Genomic DNA, 22,342 nt, shown 5'->3' with positions numbered 1-22,342 from the left:
CGCTGTTATTATTGTTCGTCTCTTGATGTATCGTCTCTGTCCGGGCCTGCTTCCATGTCTTTTCCTGCCTCAGCATTGTCGCTATTAAAGCGTTCAGAGATCAATTCCTTCCCTTTGTCCATATATTCATCTTTATTCTCGTCGAAATGCTGTTGCCCTTTGTCTTTCAAATCATCTAAACTTTTGTTGAAATCCATTAACAATCACTCCATTTCATCTAGTTTAACTGCCCTTTATATTTACCACGTATAGCGCACGTTAAACATCAGCGCTAAATAGCGAAGTAGAGCAGCGCGACGAAATGACACGCCGCACCCATCAATATGAAGAAGTGCCAGATCATATGGAAGTAATGGCGCGACTTCTGCGCATAAAACCATGACCCGATGGAATAGGCCAGCCCGCCCGCGATAATAAGCATGACAAACGTCACGCTGACTTTCGTCCACAGTATCGGAAACAAGATGATACCGAGCCAGCCCATGATTAAATACATGGCGAGACTGACTTTCGGATTGACGTGGACAGAGAGCGCCTTGTATAAGATACCGCCGATTGTAATGACCCACTGGATGATCATGATTGTCCAGCCGAGCCCGCCGCCGACAAGGCTCAGTGCAAGCGGCGTATAGCTGCCGGATATCGCCACGTAGATCATGCTGTGGTCGATGATGCGCATGACATATTTATGCGGAGAGTTATAAGGCATCAGATGATAGACCGCCGATGACAGAAACATCAGGAAAATACTGATGAGAAAGACGGATATACCAATCGAGAAGACCGTGCCGCCCATCATATAGCTTTTCACAGCGAAGTAGGGGAGAGAGAGCAGGATGAACAAGGCAGGTACGCCGTGCGACACTGAGTTGCCGACCTCTTCCCCGAGCTTCAGCTGCCGGATATGTTTAAAGTTATTTGCTTCCATCATTATCACCTTTAAGTTTGACCTATCATCAGTGTAACACGAAATAGCCGGCATTCAGCTGCAGATGAATCTGCAGAATAAATAAAGAGCAGCATAGTCACGTACTGATGCATTGTAGCAGTCGCACGGGTCATCAGCTGCCGCCAGATTTTCAGCCCATTTCCTAAAAGACATGAGCGAAATATTACATTTATATTACGAGCGGCGAAATATTTACAAAAAAATAATGGTCTGCAATAAAAATGCTGAATTTACGCCGTTTGTTCGCTGCATAAACTTTACATATAGCTAATAATTACTGAAACTATAGCCGCTGACAAAGTTTTAGGGGCGAACATCAGAACTGTTCATACGCCTACGTTTAACGCTAATATTGCGATGATCTGTTCTTGATAGCGGATGACCGCTTAAGACTAAGTATGACGGTAAATGAAAGAAAACTGTAACACTGTGACAGAAAAGAATATGTCATAATGTTGTCATATCTCAAATAACGGAGGACCACGGTTTGAAGAAAAAAGTTTATATCATGGCCACTACAGCCACTGCTGTTGCAGCAGCATACAGTCATCAGGCTGAAGCAGCAACATACACTGTCAAAGCAAATGATTCATTATGGTCTATCGCCAGCAAATACAACACATCGGTCACTGCACTCAAAAAATTAAACAACTTGACTTCAAACCTGATCTTTCCGAATCAGCCTCTTGTAGTCTCAGGCACCGTGACTACTGACAAACCGGCCACGACAACGACCGTCACAACAAAGCAGCAAGAGACAACTGCTGGATCACATACGGTGCAGTCAGGTGAAAGCCTGTATATCATCGCCATGAAATATGGCACAACATACACGAAACTGATGGAGCTGAACAACTTAAGCTCTTACTTGATCTTCCCGGGCCAGCAGCTGAAAATATCAGCCGCAGCGTCGACAACAACGACGACACCATCATCGACGACAACAACGACGACAACGACACCATCATCGACGACAACAACTGCGGGCGGTACGAAGTACACGGTGCAGGCAGGCGATTACTTATCCAAGATTGCAGTGCAGTACGGCGTCACTGTTGAGCAGCTGAAGCTTTGGAACGGCCTGACGTCAAACATCATCTACCCGAACCAGCAGCTGGTCGTGTCAAAAGCGGTCACGACGACCACGTCTCCAGCCAAGCAGGCACCGCAGCAGACGACGACGTCTCCAGTCTTCAATCATCCGAACTGGTATGATTACGGACAATGCACATGGTATGTGTTCAACAAACGGGCGGCAATCGGTAAAGGCATCTCGACTTACTGGTGGAATGCCAACAACTGGGCAAACGGTGCCCGTAACGACGGCTATACAGTGAACCGCATACCGGAAGTCGGTGCGATCGCGCAGACAGCGATGGGCGCACTCGGTCACGTCGCCTTCGTCGAGCGGGTCAATGCTGACGGTACGATCCTCGTCTCAGAGATGAACTACTTGACGCCGCCGACTGTAGTAGGATACAGAACACTGACACGCACGCAGCTGACGCAATACGTCTTCATCCATTAACATTGACAACACATCCTCCGGGGTGTGTTTTTTTGGCCGCAAAAATAGCACACGCAGCTGCGTGTGCTTCATTATTAGTTCTTTTCGCACGCGACATTATCATGGTCGCGGTCCAGCTTCTTCTTGTAGGACGGATGCTTGTAAGTGATGCCGTATGGATAGTACTTTCTGACTGCCGTGCAGTTTGTTAAGACTAAAGGTGCGTTCTTCAGCTTCACTGAAGTCGGGCTTGTGCTGAACACCGGTTTAGTAACGACCGGTTTAGTAACGACGGGCTTTTTCACGACCGGCTTTTTCACGGCTGGTTTTGCAGCTGCTTTCCTGACGATGAACCCTTCACCGTAAGGATTGACGTAGCCTGCTGTCTTCCAGATGCGAAGACGTGAGAGCTTCGCATGAGACTGCGCATTGTTCAGCATGCTCAAATAATGGCGCTGCTGGTAGATGTAGCCGACGCGGGCATAGCCGTTATAGACGAGTCTTTCGTTCAGCATCGTGCTGCCGCTGTACAAATACACAAGGTGGCGGCCGTAGCGGTCGGTCCTGCTGCCAGTATCATACTGGATGGACAAGTTGCCTGACTGTGCGAGTTTCGTCAAGTAGCTTTTAGCTTCCAGACTGTACGGCTGGACGGCTGTGCCGGGCTTGACGGATTCTGGTGTGTCGGTGAGCAGCAGGCGGAGCGTGATGAGCTGTCCGGTCGTCGTCTTGACTTTCAACGTGTCGCCGTCGACCGTTCTTGTATAGAAGACTTTCTGGCGGGCAGCGGCATGGGAATCCGGCAGCGTGCTGAGTGACAGTGTGACGAGCAGGAAGAAACTGAGGGCAATACGTACGAATGACATAGATTTTTTCTCCTTTTGTGTATAGAGTGCATATATTTAGCTTTTATTATACAGAATAATGAGCGTGTTAGCCTACATAATTTTTTACCGCACAAAAAAAACTGCCCTCGCGGCAGTCTAAAAGTTGCTCATCAGTTCCTTGATCAGTGTATCGAGTGCAGCGTCGACGATTCTGTAGAGTGCCTGGCGGAGCTGTTCGACGAAATCGGTCTCTTTGTCGCGGTCTTCCTGTGTCGTGTTGAACCCTTCGCCGTCTTCGTTGACGTAACCGTCCATCGACCATATGTTAAGCTGATGCTGCTTGGCGTAACGCTGGGCGTCCTCAAGCTCTTTGAGATGGTCCTTCTGCTGATAGATGTAGCCGACGCGCGCATATCCTTTACGGACGAGCTGTTCGTTGACCATTGTATCACCGCAGTACAAGTAGACGAGCTCGCGCTTATAGCGGTCGTAGCGGCCCTTCGTATCGTATTCAATCGACAGCGGGCATGTCGATACGAGTGACTCTGTATACTTCGCCGCTTCCAAGCTGTACGGCTGGACCGGTGTGTTCGGCTTCTTCGACTCCGGCGTGTCGACGAGCAGCAGCCGGATCGTTTTTTTGCGGCCGTGCTGCTTGATGCTCAGCGTGTCGCCGTCAATCGCCCGGTCGAACGTCACCGGTATTCTCTTCGCTTCTGCGGTCGTCGTGAGCATGAGCAGACATGTCAATGTTAAGAGCAGTGCTTTCATATATAATGTCATATGATACCTCCCAAAGATTTATTCATTATAACATGAATGGATATGATAGAATAACAGGTAAATGAGGTGGAATGATGAAACAAGGTTTATTACTGACTGTCATTTTAGCGGCAGTCGCAACGCTCCTCGGCAACGCCGTACCGCTCGTCGGTGCTGCCGTGTTCAGCATCATACTCGGTATACTCGTCCGGCAGTTCGTGCCGCTGACGCGCTATGAACCCGGCATTAAGTTTGCCGGCAAGAAAGTGCTCCAGTGGGCGATCATCCTGATGGGCTTCACGCTGAGCTTCAGCACAGCAGTGACGCTCGGCGTCTCGTCACTGCCGATCACGCTGACGACGATTACAACGGCACTCATCTGCAGCTACGTCATCGGCCGCGTCATGAATATCCCGGCACGCATACGTACATTGATCGGCGTCGGCACAGCGATATGCGGCGGTTCGGCGATCGCAGCGGCAAGCCCGATTATTGAAGCGGACGATGAGGAGATCGCGTTCTCCATCTCGACGATCTTCCTCTTCAACATCATCGCTGTCTTCCTGTTCCCTGTACTCGGCCATTTGATGCATATGACATCAGAAGGCTTCGGCTACTTCGCAGGTGCAGCCATCAACGACACAAGCAGCGTCGTCGCAGCGGGGTATACATTCAGCAAGGACGCAGGAGACACGGCGACCATCGTCAAGCTCGTCCGCGCACTCATGATTGTCCCTGTCTGCCTGCTGCTTGTCGGCATCAAAGTCAGACGGCAGACGCGCACCGTCTCAGTCCGCAGGATCTTCCCGTGGTTCATCCTGTACTTCTTCCTGGCAAGCGTGATCGCAAGCATCATCCCGCTGCCGGACGTACTCGTCACCGTCATCAAGCACATCGCGGCGTTCATGGTCGCGACCGCACTTGCCGGCATCGGCCTGTCCGTCGACTTGAAGTCATTCAAAGCGATCGGCTGCAGACCTGTCGCACTCGGTGCCGTCACCTGGTTCGTCGTGACCATCACAACCCTCATCATGCAGCAAATACTCGGTATATGGTAGGTGAATCCAATGCAGAAGAAACTGACCTTCACAATCATACTCGCAGTCATCGCCGTGCTGCTCCAGCAAAACAACGCAGAATAATAATCACTAGGAGGCACTTATGAGCACACATTATTTCTGGTTGAACTGCGGCTACAACCGCTTCAATCACTTCGAAGAGCTGACCGGCCAGATCTCGGTCTTTGACTCATCGGTCCACTTCAACCCGTCGGAAGGCTACACGGCGTTCAAGCGTGCACGGCTCGGCGATAAAGTCATCTTCTATCAAGTGCAGAACAAAGTCGGCCTGCTCGGCACAGGGACAGTCGTCAAATACGAGGAGCCGAGACGCGGCAAGATCATCATCCACTTCAAGCTGGAAGAACTGCTGCAGCCGCTCAAGAAAGAATACCTGGAGCGCAGCGAACAGCTGAAGACAATGCTCTACCGGATGAAAGAGCAGCTGCTCAATCCGCTCAGCGAAGAAGACTTCAACCAGATCCTTGCCGTCGGCCGCGGCGAAGAGAAGATCAACCGCTACTTCATGATGAAGGAGATGGAGAACTTCGTGAAAGACCAGGAGTACACCATCTTCGTCCGGACGGTGAACGGCATCAATCGTAACGGCTTCAAGCATTACGAGGAGATGCAGCAGGGCGATAAGGTCATCATCTATAGAACCATCCCTGAACGCGGTGTGTACGGGGTCGCAGAAGTTGTGTCAGGGATGCAGAAACTGCCCGTCATCCAAGGGCGGACCGACTCAACCGCCATCATCATCAAATACTTAGGCGACATCGAACCGAAGACCATCTATGACCTCGACCGTGAGCCGCTGCTGCGGGCGCAGTACTTCCTGGCCGAGAACTGGAACGAATCCGTGACCGAGCTGACGAAAGTGCAGTACGAAGTCATGCTGGAAGAAGGCGACAAGAAGCCGGAGCCGCTGACGACAACGCCGTACCTGCACGAACTGATCAAGCAGGCGAAGCGGCCCGCAAAACCCGTCGTCACGACGACGAAGACATTCGTCACACCGAGCGGCAGAAAGTATGAAGACAAACCCGTCACCAAGCAGGCCAGACCAATCACGAAACCCCGAACGACAGAAAAGCGCATCCACCTGTTCATGGCAGGCCATATGCCGAACCCGCATGCCGTCGTGATGAACTACATGAAGCTCGAGAAGAACACACCTTACTACGTCGCCGATCATACGTGGACGATGGGTGTGCTCTACGGCCACTACGTCGAAGCAGAACAAGTGACGTTCCACCCCGGCGTGCTGACGAAGCACCTGGCAGACAACACACTCATCATCGAGAACATCGAGCAGCTGGACGCAGATGCGTGGAAGCCATTCCTCTACGCCATGCAGGGACAGACCGTCCACCTGCCGTTCCAGTATAACGGCGCACCCGCGACCATCGGCAGAGACGCGACCTATAACGTCGACCCGAACTTCCGCATCATCGGCATCACCAGCCAGACAGCAGAAGAGATCAAAGCACATTATCCCGCTGCCATGCATCCGCTGATCAAAGTGTATCAGTTCAAATAAATATGTCATAAAAGCTTATCGCCTGCGATAAGCTTTTATATTTGAAAGGTTGCAATTAAAAGATTATGATGAAAATATATTATATTCTAAAGCGGAGCAGGTGAGGCAGTGACCAACAAATTAATAGTGACAGTCTTCGTCATGACATTTCTAGCAGTGCTGCTGAACAAAACCGAAACCTTCGCAAAAGAAGTGGGCAGCGAAAACTTGCTGCTGCTAGGCATGAATACAGGCAGAATAGACATTAATGCATTGACAGCGGCATTGATTATATCCTTAATCGGGGGTATCTATATTATCGTGGAAAGAAAGCGTGAGCGGTAATAAGATTTCTGAGCAAGGATTTTTTAATGGGCAGGCTGGACACTTTACCGGACAAATAACAACAATTAATTGTATAACATCTACCTGAAAATAAATTCTACTAACTGATAACAGGATGAATAAAAACATAGTCAAATCAGTAGGTTTAGGATAAAATGTATGTACGATACTTGTAAATGTCTGTTAAAGGCAGAAAGGTAGGTAGTCATGCCTGTGAGGAAAAGTCTGGAAACATCTATGAATTTCTACGAAGTGCTGGATAAAAAGTATAAACGCTTAAGCGGTTTCACGGCGCAATATAACTTAAGTATTTATGAGTTTCATCTACTGCTCGTCATCTATAAAAGTAAGACTATACAGCTGCGAGAGGTTATTAAGAACGAGCTGATGAAAGTGAATCAGGCGAATAAAGCAGTGAAGAATCTATACGAAAAGAAGCTGATCAATAAAGTGAGACTGCCGATGGATGAACGGACAGTGGAGCTGTCGATTAAAGAAGATAGTCTGCCTAAGGTCGAGAAGATGATCAAAGAGTTTGCACATGAAGTGGAAGAGTTGCAAGTTGAAGAACTTGTAGAAGTAAAGCAAGAGTCGTAAACAGTTACGGCTCTTTTTATTATGGCTTAATCGATTAATATTACCATTCTGTAAAGAGTGTTTAGTTTATTAATATAATGTTAGATAAGTTGGAATATTTGCATTTACAACTGTTTTTACTATTTAAAGGTAATTCAAAGTACGGTATAGTTAAATAAAATATCTTATTAACTTAGGAGGAATTATGGAAGAAGTTATTGATTTAAAGGAAGTCTTACATATTTTAAAAAGAAACTTGAAATGGATTATCGGACTGGCTGTGACATTGGCGTTACTTGCCTTTTTGTATTCTGCCTTTCTCAAAACACCGATCTACCAATCAGAATCGCAAGTTATTATCAATCAGAAAGGTAAAGACACTAATGTCTATAATCCTGGCGAAGTGCAGACTAACTTGCAGCTGATCAATACATATAGTCAGATGGTCAACTCCAAAGTTGTCCGTCAAAAAGTCGTTGATAATCTGAAAATTGATGCTAAGGAAGAAGATTTAGCCGATAGAATTACAGTAACAAGTGAAGCAGATTCACAGTTGATGAAAATCAATGTGAGCGGGCCTCATACGAAGCAGAATGCAAGAATAGCGAATGAGCTGGCAACTGTAACCCAAAAAGAAGTCAAGCGTGTCATGGGTGTCGATAACTTATCAGTATTCTCAAAAGCAGATACTAATGAAAAGCAGTCTCCTGTGAAACCGAAGCCATTACAAAATGCAGTGATTGCCGGGTTACTTGGTGCAATTCTTGGAACAGCAATCGGTTTCCTGAAGAAGTTACTGGATAACAGAATGAACACAGAAGAAAAAATAGAACAATATTTAGGCTTGCCGACACTTGGTAAGATCTACAAGATTGAAGGTTAGGAGTATATCATGGCGAAGAAAAAAAAGAGTGCTATCAATCAGCTGGAAGTAATGAATCGACCTAAATCTGTTATTTCAGAACAGTTTAGAACATTAAGAACTAATATATTATTCACTTCATCAGACAGAGAAATCAAACGCGTTATGATTACTTCATCTGAACCAGGAGAAGGTAAATCGACAGTGACTGCTAATACAGCTACAGCTTTTGCGCAGGCAGGTTATAGAACTTTAGTACTTGATGCAGATATGCGTAAGCCGACACAGCATAAGATCTTTGAACTTAGTAATGCAATTGGGCTTTCCAACCTCATTGCAGGGCAGGTAGAACTGGAAGCTGCGATAAAACAAACTGAAGTAAACAAACTTGACTTAATCACATCCGGTCCAATTCCTCCCAATCCTTCAGAGCTAATAGGCTCTACAGCTATGGAACTATTACTTAATAAACTTGATCAAGTTTATGACATCATTATTATTGATACAGCACCAGTTCTTGCGGTTACAGATTCAAAGATTGTCGCTAATCTTGTTGACGGTTCTCTTCTTGTTGTCAATGCTAATCACAGACATCGCGAAAAAGTAATTGCTGCTAAAGCTGAACTTGAGAAAAGTGAAGCGAAGATATTAGGCGTTGTATTAAATGAACTCGATGTAAAAGAAGAAGGATCTAACTATTACTATTATGCCCAGGGTGAATAGTAATAACTAACATAATGAGGTGACTTTAGTTGTTCAAAGATAAAACATTACTTATTACAGGCGGTACGGGGTCGTTCGGTAATGCTGTGCTTAATCGTTTTCTGCAGACTGATATCAAGGAAATCCGTATCTTCTCACGTGATGAGAAGAAACAGGATGATATGCGGAAACAGTATAACAATGACAAGATTAAATTCTATATTGGCAATGTGCGTGATTCTAACAGCCTGAATTATGCGATGAAAGATGTAGATTATGTCTTCCATGCGGCTGCTCTGAAGCAAGTTCCTTCATGTGAGTTCTTCCCGATGGAAGCGGTGCAGACTAATGTATTAGGTACTGAAAATGTACTGAATATGGCTATTGATAATAAAGTACGTAAAGTCATCTGTCTGTCGACAGATAAAGCTGCGTACCCTGTCAATGCGATGGGTATCTCAAAAGCGATGATGGAAAAAGTATTTGTTGCAAAGTCTCGTAATATTAGTCCAGAGGAAACGCTGATCTGCGGTACGCGTTACGGCAACGTTATGGCATCACGTGGCTCTGTTATTCCGCTCTTCATCGAACAGATCAAGTCAGGGCAGCCATTGACAGTGACAGACAGTGCAATGACACGTTATTTGATGAGTCTCGAAGAAGCAGTCGAACTCGTAGTGCATGCTTTTGAACATGCGAATGCAGGAGATATTATGGTTCAGAAATCACCAGCCTCTACAGTGGGTGACCTTGCACAGGCGCTGAAAGAATTATTCAATGCTGATAATGAAATTAAAGTCATTGGTACACGTCATGGTGAGAAGAAATATGAGACACTGCTTACAGTAGAAGAAAGTGCGCAGGCAGAAGATATGGGGCAGTATTACCGTATTCCGGCCGATTCCCGTGACTTGAACTACGAGAATTACTTTGAAGAAGGTTCTAAAGAAATCACTAAAGCACAAGAATATAACTCAGATAATACATATCGATTGAATGTAGAAGAAATTAAGCAGAAGCTGCTTGAACTGGATTATGTGAAATCAGAACTTGAAAACTACAAAGTTAAATAGGAGGATCTCATGAAAATCGTCATTACAGGAGCAAATGGATTTGTCGGCAAAAACTTGAGTGCGGAATTATCACGAAACGAAGCCTATGAAGTCATCAAAATTACACGTCAGTCATCTGCAGAAGAAATTAAACAAGCGATGCAGACCGCAGACTTCGTCTTTCATCTGGCGGGTGTCAATCGCCCTGAAACTGAAGATGAGTTTCAGACAGGCAATGTAGACACACTTCGTGCGATGCTGGATGCGTTAAGTGATAATGACAAGAAGCCGGCAGTTGTCTTCTCATCCACTATACAAGCTGCACTTGATAATCCATATGGCAGAAGCAAGAGAGCGGCAGAAGAAGTGCTCGAGGCATTCGGTAAAGAGAACGGTAATCAAATATTGATTTATCGTCTGCCGAATTTATTCGGTAAGTGGTCACGACCGAACTACAACACAGTGATTGCAACGTTCTGCTACAAAGTTGCACGTAATGAAGAGATTCAAGTGAACGATCCATCTATTGAACTGACACTTAATTATATTGATGACATTATGGCTGAGTTCAAGCGTGCACTTGAAGGGAATCCGACTATCATTAACGGTGAGTATACTGTGCCTAACCACCATCAAGTGACGTTAGGTCGTATTGCATCATTAATCCAGTCATTCAAAGAAGACCGCGAAAGACGGACGTTACCAAAGTTCGACGATGCATTTGAGAAAGCGCTATATAGCACTTATTTAAGCTTCCTGCCGGAAGATGAATTCAGCTATCCGTTGACAATGCATACAGACGATAGAGGGTCATTCACGGAATTCTTAAAGACACCGGACAGAGGTCAAGTGTCAGTGAATATTAGTAAGCCTGGTATTACTAAAGGTAATCACTGGCACCATACGAAGAATGAGAAGTTCTTAGTTGTGTCAGGACAAGGGGTCATCAGATTCCGCAAGCCAGACGAAGAGAAGGTCATTGAATACTTCGTATCAGGAGATAAACTTGAAGTCGTCGATATACCAGTCGGATATACACATAACATCGAGAACCTAGGTGATACTGATATGGTCACTGTTATGTGGGTGAACGAAATATTTGATCCGAATACACCAGATACATATTTCTTGGAGGTTTAATCATGGAAAAATTAAAATTAATGACCATTGTTGGTACAAGACCAGAAATCATTCGTTTGTCAGCAACAATTAAAGCATGTGATAAGTATTTCAATCAAGTATTAGTACATACAGGTCAGAACTATGACTACACGCTAAATCAAGTCTTCTTTGAAGAATTAGAATTAAGAGAACCTGATTACTTCTTAGAAGCAGTTGGCAAAGATCTTGGTGAAACAATGGGTAACATTATTGCTAAGTCATATGCAGTTCTAGCTCAGGAGCAGCCAGATGCACTTTTAATTCTTGGAGATACTAACAGCTGTTTATCAGCAGTAGCAGCCAAACGACTAAAAATTCCTGTATTTCATATGGAAGCGGGTAATCGCTGTTTCGATCAGAATGTACCTGAAGAAATTAACCGAAAGATTGTTGATCATGTATCTGACATCAACCTCCCATATACAGAACACTCAAGACGTTACTTATTAGATGAAGGATTCAAGAAAGAACATATTTTCGTAACAGGTTCTCCGATGAGAGAAGTACTCGAACAATATGAAGATAAGATCAATAATAGCGAAGTATTAAAGCAACTAGAACTTGAAAAAGAAAAATACATCTTAGTATCTGCCCATCGTGAAGAGAACATTGATAACGAAGAGAACTTCAATTCACTCATGAATGCAATTAATGAGATTGCTGAACAATATCAAATTCCAGTCATCTACTCTACGCATCCAAGAAGCTGGAAAAAAATTGAGGAACGTAACTTCAAATTCCATACTTTAGTAAAACAGTTGAAGCCATTTGGGTTCTTTGATTATAATCATCTTCAGAAAAATGCATTTGTTGTATTAAGTGACAGTGGAACATTGTCGGAAGAATCATCAATGCTGAAATTCCCGGGAGTGCTGATTCGTACGTCGACTGAAAGACCGGAAGTAATTGATAAAGGGACGGTCATTATCGGTGGAATTAAATATGATAACTTAGTTCAATCAGTTGAACTTGCGCGATCAATGCAGGAAAACAACGTGCCTTATGTAGATGCCCATGATTATGTAGATACAAACGTGTCAGAGAAAGTTGTTAAAATCATCCAAAGTTTTACAGAAATAATTAATAGAGTGACGTGGAATAAATGAAAATTGCAATTCTCGGGGCTGTAAATATAAAACATATGACTTTAATATCACATTACTTAGACAATATAGATTTTAACAAGCATGAAGTAGATATAATTCATATTGATAAATATGGTATAGATGAAAAAGTTGATAGAGTAAAGACTCACAAATTTAATATCGAAATTAATTCAAAATGGTCATTGTTAATGAAGGCTATTAAATACTACCAGTTCAAGCCGTTTGCTGAGAAAATAATAAAAGATAATGAGTATGATTTAATAATAGTTTGGGGTACATATACGGGGCACTTATTTTCAAGATTTTTAATAAAAAATTATGATAATAAGTATATTTTGAATATTAGAGATTATTTTTATGAAAATAATAAAATTATATATTTTTTACTAAAAAGACTGATAAAACATAGCTATTTTGTAACTCTATCTTCAGAAGGATTTTATAAATTTCTGCCCTCTTCAAACAAATATAAAGTTATCTACAGTATAAATAAAAAAATTACTGATGAAGCAAACATGAGAAATGGTATAAAACAAGATCCTCCTATAAGGATTAGTTTTATTGGAAATATCAGATTTTTAGATGTGAACAAAGCGTTTATAACAAATTTAAAAAATGACAGCCGTTTTATTTTAAAATATTTTGGTACAGGTTCACAGCCTCTAAAAGAATATTGCGTTGAGGAAAATATTTCTAATGTAGTTTTTAGAGATGGATTTGATGTTAAGGAAACAGCAGCTTTATTAGATGAAACAGATATTATCAATAATATTTATGGTAATAACAATATTGCTCTAAATACTGCTTTATCAATCAGATTATATTATTCAATTTTTTTAAATATTCCTATTTTAACTTCGACAAACACATTTACTGCTGAACTTGCTAAAAAATTAGAGCTTGGATATGAAATTGATCCAAAAAATATGACTAATATTGGTGATGAAATTTATCAATGGTATCACTCATTGAATATGTTAGAAATTAAAAAAAGAACTAATCTTGAAAAGGAAAAAATACAAGAACATAACGAAGATTTTTATTTATCGTTTAAAAGGATGTTAAATAATGAAGGTTTATAACATACTCTTAATGATAGTTTCATTGATCGGATTTATTATAATCACCCTAAATTCACAGTGGTTACTGTTAATGTTACCTTTGACCTATTTATTTTGTGTAATGTTATTGTCAAAATTTCACAATACAAACCTATATATAATTAAAATAAGTTTTCTCGTTATGGGATTGATACGGTTGCTCATAATACCTATTTTAATTTCTATATCTCGAGATTATAGAGTGGATAATCTACCTTTAGGATATGCATATATAACTCAATCTATTTACTTTATAGCCATAGAATATATTATAGGTACCGTATTTCTTATAGGAATGATTTCTATCTTTAAAAATAGTGTTAATCAACAAAGTTCTTTTAAATTATTAGGGTCATCTATAGCTTATGCCATAGTAATTTTATTAGCACTTACTTTATTCATAGTATTTCCCCAAGCTAGAGATAGTATATCTTTTATGGCTATCAAAGCAAATACTAACGGAAGAACCAATGAAGATATAAATTCATACTTTACTTTAATACAATTTTTAATGCAATTTTCTTTGGCATTATTATTTATTGTTTCAAGTTATCTAAGTTATAGAAAATATATATATAATCCTAATTGGAAATTGCTTATTTTACCATTGATTTTCGCAGCATTAAACGTTTCTTTTATTATAGGGGAAAGAAGAAGTTATCAAGTTTATACATTAATAGCTATTGTTTCAATAATTACATTGTTATTTAAATATCATAGTAAAAAAATTAATTTAGTGGTATTAGGATTAGGATTATTTGTGTTTATAGGAGTAACCCTATATAAGGAACTATATATATTTGCTTATTCATCCTATAGTCAAGCCTTAAAATTTGATAATTTAAAAGCATTAAATATAGCAGATACATTTCAGTCATATTTTTATGGACCACATAATATTGCAGGTTTTATAGAGTTCAATGAAATTTACCGGTTAAGTATAAAACAATTTTTTTATGACATTGGTAGATCGATATTTGGTATTAGCAGTTTAATAAGTGATGAATCAATGATAACTAGCCAATATTATAATGCATATATATACGATAATCGACAATTGACTGGCCATTTAATTTCAAGCATTTCATATGGTTATGCTTATTTCGGTTTCTTTTTCCCATTAGTGATATGCTTTAATTTATTACTCGGAGGAATAATTGAATATCTTAACAAAAATACGAATTATTTAGAATTGAAATATATTTCTATGTATATATTGATGAGGGTCGTATTTAATCTCTTTAGTAATCCACCTCAATTAATCAGTCATATTACATTAATAGTAGCAATGGATCTTTCTATAGTTTTAGGAAGTTTAATGTTAAAACATATTATACCTAAAAAGAAAAAGTTTATTTTATGAGAAGGTAATAGAATATGATAAATAAGTTATTTAAATCAGATGCTTTCTTGTTAATTATTTCTAGTGCCATTTCACAAATAATTTTGATTATAACGGTTCCCTTGATTTCTAGATTATACTCACCAACTGAGTTTGGAATATTCACTATTTTTACTAACGTTGCAACTATAATAATTCCAATAATTAATGCTCGATATGATTTGTTAATTATAAATGCAAAGTCTGAAGATATGGCTAATAAGCTTTCTCAAATTTCTTTTTATATAAGTTTAATAATTATTATAATACTAGCACCAATTGGCCTGGTTTTTTCGATATTATATAATGCCTTTTTTAGGGAGCTATTAATACTGATTATTTTATTAGTATTTGTAAGTTTAACTAATATTTTTACAAGTTATCTTAATTTAAATAGAAAATATAAACTTGTTAGTTTAATCAATGTAACAAGATCATTTTTTATGGTGTTGATTCAAATAGTCTTTGGATTTTATCACTTAGGAGCAATAGGTTTGATAATTGGTTTTTCAGCTTCATATTTGGCAGGAATCACTATAGGCTATAAAGAATTTAAAATGCATTTTAAATTTAATGGTAATAAACAAGATTTAAAAGATATATTCTTTGAAAATATTAATCAGCTAAAATATTCGACACCATCATTAATTATAAATAGTTTTTCATTTAGTATTATAGTCTTTGTTATAGGCCTAATATATACCAAACATGATGTAGGGATCTATGGTATGGCATTAAGAGTATTGGCTGTTCCAGTAGTAGTAGCAGGATTAGGCTTATCTAAAATATTTATGCAAAATGCAAATAATGTTTATAACAAAGATAGGAGTTTTAGAAAACTTTTAATAGAGTACACTCTCCTTTTATCTTTTTTAGGAATGTCAGTTTATATACCAATTTTATTATGGGGAAAACAAATTATTATTATTTTATTAGGAGATCAATGGGGAGATGCTAGCAAGTTATTTTTACCCCTCTCTATACTCTGCTTTATCCGATTAATAGTTTCAACAGTTTCTTTATCTAGTGTAGTAATTGGAAAACAAAAACTTGATTTGTATTTTCAAATTTTATTATTATGTTCAGCTGTATTATCATGCCTCTATGCAATGTTAATAAATTTAAATTTTATTAATTTCGTCTTTATAAATTCATTAGCAATGGTGACCTGCTATTTAATTTTTTATTCTACACTATTTTATTACTCAAAAGAAAAAGGCTCTTAAAGAAATATTTACAATAATAGGAATTTAAAAGGAGATAAATATGAATTTAACAACAATTGGTCTTGGTTATATTGGTTTACCAACCTCAATTATGTTTGCTAAACATAGAGTAAATGTTACAGGAGTAGATATTAATATAAAAGCCGTTAATTCCCTTAATAAGGGAATCCTTCATCTCGAAGAACCATTCCTTGAAGAAGCATTAAATGAAGCAATTACCTCAAAAAAATTTAAGGCTTCTTTAAAACCAGAACCTGCAGATGTTTTTATTATTGCCGTTCCTACACCTAATTTAGAAGATCAATATAAATCTTGTGATATTTCTTATGTCATGAGCGCATGTGAAAGTATTGTTCCTGTTTTAGTAGAAGGAAACACAGTTATAGTAGAATCTACAATTGCACCTAGAACAATGGATGATTTTGTTAAACCTTTTTTTGAGCAAAAAGGATTTACTATTGGTGAAAATCTTTTCTTAGTTCATTGTCCGGAACGTGTATTACCAGGGAAAATAATGCATGAATTAATAAATAATAATCGTATTATTGGCGGCATTACTCCCGAATGTACAAAACGTGCTAAAGAATTTTATGGAACTTTCGTTGAAGGAGAAATGATTGAAACAGATGCTAAAACAGCAGAAATGTCTAAGCTAATGGAAAATACTTATCGAGATGTCAATATTGCTTTAGCTAACGAGCTAGCTAAGATTTGTAATAATCTTAATATAAATGCGTTAGATGTGATTGAAATGGCGAATAAACATCCACGTGTTAATCTTCATTATCCTGGACCAGGTGTGGGGGGTCATTGCTTAGCGGTAGATCCATATTTTATTATTGCAAAAGACCCAACAAATTCTCCGTTAATTCAACAAGCTCGTTCTATTAATAATTCAATGCCCGAATATATTATAGATAATGTTAAACAGATAGTAGAAAAAACTGATGCCAAAAAAATCAGTGTTTTTGGTCTTACTTATAAAGGTGATGTAGATGATATAAGAGAATCACCTGCTCTAGAAATTTTTAAATCGCTCAAACAACAGCTTACTATAGATGTTTCTGTATATGATCCCCATGTTAAAAAGGATTTTGTCGAACAAGATATAGAAGTTGTAACTGAAAATAGTTCATTAATTTTAATATTATCTGATCATAGTGAATTTAAAAACTTAGAAGGAATAGATAATATGAAAGAGTCGATAATATTTGACACAAAAAATGTAGTAATTAAACACGATGATTTTAAATATTATAACTTAGGTAATATATATCAAATTCAAAACAATCTAGATGGTAATAATAGGTTATAAAATGAAAATCTTATTTTTTACTCAATATTATGAACCTGAACCTTTCCTTATTCACGATAAGACGAAAGAACTAGTAAATAATGGAAATGAAGTCACTGTGGTTACTGGTCTGCCTAACTATCCTAAAGGAGAAGTAATGAAGGATTATAAACCAGGTAAACAAATTATAGATGGTGTCAATATAGTTAGATTACCTATAAGGCCTAGAAAGACTGGTAGTAAAAATCTGTTTCTAAATTATATTTCATATGTAATACAAGGTAATAAATTTGTAAAATCTTTAGATGCTAATTTTGATGTTGTATATGTTTATCAGTTATCACCAGTATTTATGGCAATTCCAGGAATTAAATACAAAAAAAAATTCAAAAAGAACCTTATCATCTATTGCTTAGATTTGTGGCCGGAAAGTTTGGTTTCTGGAGGTATCAAGAAAGACAGGTTTATTTATAACGTTTTTAAAATAATAAGTAAAAGAATTTACAAGCAAGCAGATTCTATCCACATTTCCAGTCGTCAATTTCCTAAATATTTCAATGAAGTATTAAACGTTAAGAAAAAATTTATTTATAATCCTCAATATGCTGTCGAAACATCAGCAACTATCATGGAGAAAAGTCCTTATGATGATAAGAAAATCAATATTACTTTTACTGGTAATGTAGGAGAAATGCAGTCTCTGGATACTGTTGTTAATGCTATGTCTATTATCGAAAGTGATAATGTTCAATTAAATATTGTTGGTGATGGATCTCAATTAGAAAATTTAAAGAGCCTTGTTAAAGATTTGGATATTACTGAGAAAGTAATTTTTCACGGAAGAAAACCTGTTGAACAAATGGATAGTTATTTACATTACTCTGATGCATTGATTATATCAATGAAAGATGATGAAGCTATTTCTTATACAATGCCTGCTAAATTACAGTCTTATCTAAAGAGTGGGAAATTTATTATAGGTACTATTAATGGAGAGGCTGCTCGAGTCATCCAGGAAGCAAATGTTGGAATAGTTTCGAATGCAGGTAATATCGAACAGCTTGCTAGAAATATTGAATTATTTATGAAGAAAAAAGATGACTTCATATTAAATGGTAAAAATGGTAAGAAATATTATTATGAAAAATTTGGTAAAGATAAATTTATAAAAATATTAATTGAAGATTTAAAAAGACTATCAAACTCATAATATAAAAATAAGAATTGAGGAAACATTAAATGCTGAAGAGAAGCTTTGATATAACATCTTCATTTATTGGTCTGGTTATGACATCACCGATTTTATTGTTAACAGCAGCTGCAATAAAAGCTGATTCTAAAGGACCGGTTTTATTTAAGCAGCAGCGTCCAGGTCTAGATAATAAATTATTTACTATTTATAAATTTAGATCAATGGCTGTCAACACTCCAAATATTGAAACAGCTAAATTAGGTGAAGGAGTTTCTTATATCACACCAGTTGGGAAATTTATTAGAAAGACATCTATTGATGAATTACCGCAGCTAATCAATGTAGTTAAAGGCGAGATGTCTATAGTAGGACCACGACCAGCACTTTATAATCAATATGAGTTGATTGAGAAAAGAACAGCCTTAGGCATCCATAAAGTCAAACCTGGTATTACTGGGTATGCCCAAGTCATGGGGCGTGATGAAATTTCAGATGATGAAAAAGTAAAGTATGATAAGTATTATGTAGATCATCAAAGTTTTATGTTCGACATGTGGATTATATGGGAAACGATTAAAGGCGTAGTGACGTCAAAAGGCGTCAGTCACTAGGCAGGAATAATGGATATCATCATTATTGGTCGTGGTGGTTTTTCTTACGTTGTCGAAGAGGAAATGAATCAATTAAATGATTATAATGTTATAGGTTATATGGATTCGTCTTTTAAAAATAGTAGCATAATAGATGAGAAATATCATTTAAGCATGTTCGATACTCTAACTGCTCCATCAGATGTTCATTATTTCATTGCAATAGGTAGTAATAGTATACGCAAGAAAATTATTGATGAACTTAATATCAATAATGAGCGTTTTATTTCTATTGTTTCTACTCATGCTATAGTAAGTCCGACGGTAAAATTAGGTTGTGGATCTTACATCGGTGCGGGTGTTATTGTAAATGCCAATACAACGATTGGAAACCATACTATTATTAATACCAATGCTACTATAGAACATGATTGTAACATCGGAGATTTTTGTTTAATTAATACATCAAGTACACTCTACAGTCAAACAAAAATCGAAAATGATTCTGTTGTTAAAGTGGGAAGTACTATAGTACTCAAACAACCTGAATAGTAATCTATTTATAAAAAAACCTTAAAAACGATTTATCGTTTTTAGGGTTTTTTTAGTGTGAGTAATACTGTTTTTAGTAACAGTGTTAAAATCCCCAAACAAACGAATAATCTATACCAATTGATATAGATTAGAAGTGATTTTTAAGATGACGTTAATTACATTAGTGAAATATGACCTAGTCATTTGTCTGAGCTTTGTATACACTATTAATGTAAGCGATATCATTTAAGAGGAGATAGAAAGATGATTTCAGACAGCAAGAGGGGAAAACGTCAGATTAATGTTTGGTTTGCTTTAGTTCCATTGGTCTTTATGATTGTCAGTATGATTATTACTGTTGTCTTCCTGCAACAGGCACCACACATTCCGTTGATGATCGGCACTGCACTGGCAGCGATTGTCGCTTATTTTCACGGTTATACTTGGGAAGAAATCGAAGAAATGATGTATAAGGGGATAAAGCTCGCACTACCTGCGATTGTCATCATTATTCTAGTCGGTCTTGTCATCGGTGCATGGATTGGCGGCGGCGTGGTCGCAACGATGATTTATTATGGTCTTAAGTTGATTACACCGTCCATGTTCTTAGTGACAATCTGCCTGATCTGCGGCATCGTGTCACTGGCCATCGGCTCGTCGTGGTCAACGATGGCGACTGTCGGTGTCGCCGGCATGGGCATCGGGCTGAGCATGGATATTCCGGCAGGCATGATTGCCGGGGCTGTTATCTCCGGCAGTTACTTCGGCGATAAGATGAGTCCGTTATCCGACACGACAAATTTGGCTGCCGGCCTGACGGGCACTCATCTGTTCGACCACATTAAGCATATGTTCTATACGACGATACCAGGACTTCTGATCGCGCTCGCTGCTTATTTCATCATCGGCCGCCAGTTTAACGCCAGTCACTTGAATACGTCGAAGATTGATTCGATCAGTGATGAGATGAGTCAGCAGTTCGTTATTACACCTTGGTTATTGCTTGTGCCGGTCATTGTCATCGTTCTTGTCGCACTGAAAGTACCTGCTGTGCCGGCACTCGTCGTCGGCATTCTGCTCGGCTCGGGGGCTCAGCTGTTTGTTCAAGGTGACTCGCTCAACGTAGCAGCTTCAACGCTTCAGGAAGGCTATGTGCTGAAGTCAGATAATACGTTAATCAGCGAGCTGTTCAACAAAGGTGGACTGGAATCGATGTTCTTCACGATTTCGATGACTATCGTCGCGATGACGTTCGGCGGCATCCTTGAATACAGCGGCATGCTGACAGCAATCATCGAGCAGATCTTAAAGGTCGCTAAAGGCACAGCAGGCTTAATTGCTGCGACTGTAACGAGCTGCTTTGTGACGAATGCGACGTGTTCTGAGCAGTACATCAGTATCGTCGTGCCGAGCCGCATGTACATTAAAGCGTATATTGACCAGAACCTCCATCCGAAGAACTTGTCACGCGCTCTGGAGGACGGTGGTACATTGACAAGCGTCTTCATTCCGTGGAATACATGCGGGGTATTTATATTTACAACATTGAATGTAGGGGTCATGGAATATGCGCCTTTTGCCATACTGAACTATGTCATTCCGGTGATTTCTATTCTTTACGGTATCACCGGCTTTAAGATTGTGAAGATGAGCAGAGAAGAACGCGAATACTTCACCGAGAAATCTCTGGCAGCATAACAAAGAAGCGGCTGAATAATCAGCCGCTTCTTCATGTCTTAAACCCTTTCCACTCTTTCACCTGACGCTCAAACGTCTCATCGTCCACCATGATCCGGTTCAATAGAGACCGGTAATTATCTGTTGTGATGGCGTGCGGTGCGAGTATATAGGCATAGTCGAATCCTGCCTGTTCAACGACGTTCATCGTCTTGTCATTGGCGTTACCGTATGGGTAGGCGAACGACTTGGCGTCAATGCCGAGTTCTTTCTTCAGTGTCGCTTTGCTTTTCAGCAGATCTGCTTTGAACTCCGCTGCTGGTACTTTGTTGAAGATCGGCTTGTTATCAAGCAGCTCATGCATGTTATACGTATGTGAGCCGAACGTGATGAGCCCGCTGTCTTTCATCTTGCGCAGTTCTGCCCACGTTGCGAGCTTGATGTTGTTGAAGTCTTTGTTGCCGACTTGCCCTGCGATGACGAAGACAGTCGCCGGTACATGGTATTTCTTAAGAATCGGCAGTGCATTTGTATACGTCGTTTCGTCTCCATCATCGAACGACAGCCAGACGCAGCCTGCTGGGAAGCGCTGTGTTTTGTAGCTCTCTTCCAGCTGCTGCTCTGACACAAACGTCGCGCCGTGTGCTGTCATCCATTTGAGCTGCGCTTCGAAGTCATCTTTGAACACATTGTACCGATTAAGCTCGTTGCTGTTCGACATCAGCTTCAGCGCACGTTCGTACAACGTGCCGCTTCGAATGCGGTGGTAGTTAAGCGCAAGACAGCTGTTGTGCGCTTCAAGCGGTTTGTAGTGTTCGTGCTTTTTCTCATCGGTGATGTTGTGATAAGTGAACAGACCGATGACGAGCAGGCTGACGGCAATGAGTGCATATGTCAGAAATGTTTTGATGTTTGGCAT

The 22,342-nt window shown here is 39.6% G+C and carries 23 protein-coding genes; 18 read left to right on the top strand and 5 right to left on the bottom strand.

Going from position 1 to position 22,342, the window contains the following annotated elements:
* Positions 1-8: 8 nt before the first annotated feature.
* On the bottom strand, positions 9-197 hold the full coding sequence (locus tag KFV11_RS10375) for a hypothetical protein (RefSeq protein WP_254249885.1): 189 nt from the start codon (positions 195-197) through the stop codon (positions 9-11).
* A gap of 74 nt (positions 198-271) precedes the next feature.
* Positions 272-928, bottom strand: a complete 657-nt coding sequence (gene trhA, locus KFV11_RS10370) for a PAQR family membrane homeostasis protein TrhA (RefSeq protein ID WP_254249884.1) — start codon at positions 926-928, stop codon at positions 272-274.
* A gap of 508 nt (positions 929-1,436) precedes the next feature.
* Here trhA and KFV11_RS10365 point away from each other — a divergent pair.
* A complete protein-coding gene (locus KFV11_RS10365) occupies positions 1,437-2,477 on the top strand; it encodes a LysM peptidoglycan-binding domain-containing protein (protein ID WP_436970202.1) in 1,041 nt (346 codons plus the stop codon).
* Between the two features lie 74 nt (positions 2,478-2,551).
* Here KFV11_RS10365 and KFV11_RS10360 read toward each other — a convergent pair whose 3' ends face one another.
* Both KFV11_RS10360 and KFV11_RS10355 read right to left on the bottom strand, forming a co-directional pair.
* Positions 2,552-3,322: a thermonuclease family protein gene (locus KFV11_RS10360; RefSeq protein WP_254249883.1), complete on the bottom strand. Its 771-nt coding sequence runs from the start codon at positions 3,320-3,322 to the stop codon at positions 2,552-2,554.
* Positions 3,323-3,439: 117 nt separating this feature from the next.
* Positions 3,440-4,066, bottom strand: a complete 627-nt coding sequence (locus tag KFV11_RS10355) for a thermonuclease family protein (RefSeq protein ID WP_254249882.1) — start codon at positions 4,064-4,066, stop codon at positions 3,440-3,442.
* Positions 4,067-4,140: 74 nt separating this feature from the next.
* On the opposite strand from KFV11_RS10355, the gene KFV11_RS10350 reads away from it, so the two are divergent.
* The 17 genes from KFV11_RS10350 to nhaC all read left to right on the top strand — a co-directional run bounded on the left by KFV11_RS10350 (position 4,141) and on the right by nhaC (position 21,444).
* Positions 4,141-5,103, top strand: a complete 963-nt coding sequence (locus tag KFV11_RS10350) for a YeiH family protein (RefSeq protein WP_254249881.1) — start codon at positions 4,141-4,143, stop codon at positions 5,101-5,103.
* A gap of 103 nt (positions 5,104-5,206) precedes the next feature.
* A complete protein-coding gene (locus KFV11_RS10345) occupies positions 5,207-6,646 on the top strand; it encodes an EVE domain-containing protein (RefSeq protein WP_254249880.1) in 1,440 nt (479 codons plus the stop codon).
* Between the two features lie 108 nt (positions 6,647-6,754).
* Positions 6,755-6,970 carry a hypothetical protein gene (locus tag KFV11_RS10340; RefSeq protein WP_254249879.1) on the top strand — a complete coding sequence of 72 codons (216 nt, stop codon included), beginning with the start codon at positions 6,755-6,757 and terminating at the stop codon, positions 6,968-6,970.
* 207 nt (positions 6,971-7,177) lie between these two features.
* Positions 7,178-7,567 (top strand): transcriptional regulator, SarA/Rot family, encoded by a 390-nt coding sequence (locus KFV11_RS10335; protein ID WP_254249878.1) that lies wholly within the window; start codon positions 7,178-7,180, stop codon positions 7,565-7,567.
* Between the two features lie 184 nt (positions 7,568-7,751).
* On the top strand, positions 7,752-8,429 hold the full coding sequence (locus tag KFV11_RS10330) for a YveK family protein (RefSeq protein WP_254249877.1): 678 nt from the start codon (positions 7,752-7,754) through the stop codon (positions 8,427-8,429).
* A 9-nt stretch (positions 8,430-8,438) separates the two neighbouring features.
* Complete coding sequence (locus KFV11_RS10325) at positions 8,439-9,131, top strand: CpsD/CapB family tyrosine-protein kinase (protein ID WP_254249876.1); 693 nt, start codon at positions 8,439-8,441, stop codon at positions 9,129-9,131.
* 29 nt (positions 9,132-9,160) lie between these two features.
* Positions 9,161-10,183: a nucleoside-diphosphate sugar epimerase/dehydratase gene (locus KFV11_RS10320; protein ID WP_254249875.1), complete on the top strand. Its 1,023-nt coding sequence runs from the start codon at positions 9,161-9,163 to the stop codon at positions 10,181-10,183.
* Positions 10,184-10,192: 9 nt separating this feature from the next.
* A complete protein-coding gene (locus KFV11_RS10315; protein WP_254249874.1) occupies positions 10,193-11,302 on the top strand; it encodes a polysaccharide biosynthesis C-terminal domain-containing protein in 1,110 nt (369 codons plus the stop codon).
* Positions 11,303-11,304: 2 nt separating this feature from the next.
* On the top strand, positions 11,305-12,429 hold the full coding sequence (gene wecB, locus KFV11_RS10310; protein ID WP_254249873.1) for a non-hydrolyzing UDP-N-acetylglucosamine 2-epimerase: 1,125 nt from the start codon (positions 11,305-11,307) through the stop codon (positions 12,427-12,429).
* Positions 12,426-13,511 (top strand): glycosyltransferase family protein, encoded by a 1,086-nt coding sequence (locus KFV11_RS10305; RefSeq protein ID WP_254249872.1) that lies wholly within the window; start codon positions 12,426-12,428, stop codon positions 13,509-13,511. The genes wecB and KFV11_RS10305 overlap by 4 nt, the downstream gene beginning before the upstream one ends.
* 220 nt (positions 13,512-13,731) lie before the next feature.
* Positions 13,732-14,892, top strand: coding sequence for a capsular biosynthesis protein (locus tag KFV11_RS10300; protein WP_254249871.1), 1,161 nt, complete (start codon positions 13,732-13,734; stop codon positions 14,890-14,892).
* 14 nt (positions 14,893-14,906) lie between these two features.
* Positions 14,907-16,136, top strand: coding sequence for a lipopolysaccharide biosynthesis protein (locus KFV11_RS10295; RefSeq protein WP_254249870.1), 1,230 nt, complete (start codon positions 14,907-14,909; stop codon positions 16,134-16,136).
* A 40-nt stretch (positions 16,137-16,176) separates the two neighbouring features.
* On the top strand, positions 16,177-17,451 hold the full coding sequence (locus KFV11_RS10290) for a nucleotide sugar dehydrogenase (protein WP_254249869.1): 1,275 nt from the start codon (positions 16,177-16,179) through the stop codon (positions 17,449-17,451).
* A gap of 1 nt (position 17,452) precedes the next feature.
* The gene (locus tag KFV11_RS10285) at positions 17,453-18,640 is read left to right on the top strand and encodes a glycosyltransferase family 4 protein (RefSeq protein ID WP_254249868.1); all 1,188 of its coding nucleotides are present in this window, start codon (positions 17,453-17,455) and stop codon (positions 18,638-18,640) included.
* Positions 18,641-18,672: 32 nt separating this feature from the next.
* A complete protein-coding gene (locus KFV11_RS10280) occupies positions 18,673-19,233 on the top strand; it encodes a sugar transferase (protein WP_254250621.1) in 561 nt (186 codons plus the stop codon).
* Between the two features lie 9 nt (positions 19,234-19,242).
* Complete coding sequence (locus KFV11_RS10275; RefSeq protein WP_254249867.1) at positions 19,243-19,764, top strand: acetyltransferase; 522 nt, start codon at positions 19,243-19,245, stop codon at positions 19,762-19,764.
* A gap of 246 nt (positions 19,765-20,010) precedes the next feature.
* A complete protein-coding gene (gene nhaC / locus KFV11_RS10270) occupies positions 20,011-21,444 on the top strand; it encodes a Na+/H+ antiporter NhaC (protein ID WP_254249866.1) in 1,434 nt (477 codons plus the stop codon).
* Between the two features lie 31 nt (positions 21,445-21,475).
* Here nhaC and icaB read toward each other — a convergent pair whose 3' ends face one another.
* Positions 21,476-22,342 (bottom strand): intercellular adhesin biosynthesis polysaccharide N-deacetylase, encoded by an 867-nt coding sequence (gene icaB, locus KFV11_RS10265; protein ID WP_254249865.1) that lies wholly within the window; start codon positions 22,340-22,342, stop codon positions 21,476-21,478.

The organism is Macrococcus equipercicus (genome assembly GCF_024205945.1).
In the GTDB taxonomy this organism is placed as follows: Bacteria; Bacillota; Bacilli; order Staphylococcales; family Staphylococcaceae; genus Macrococcus; species Macrococcus equipercicus.
The sequence above is the reverse complement of the archived record's forward strand: the minus strand, read 5'-3'. Positions and strand labels throughout refer to the sequence as shown.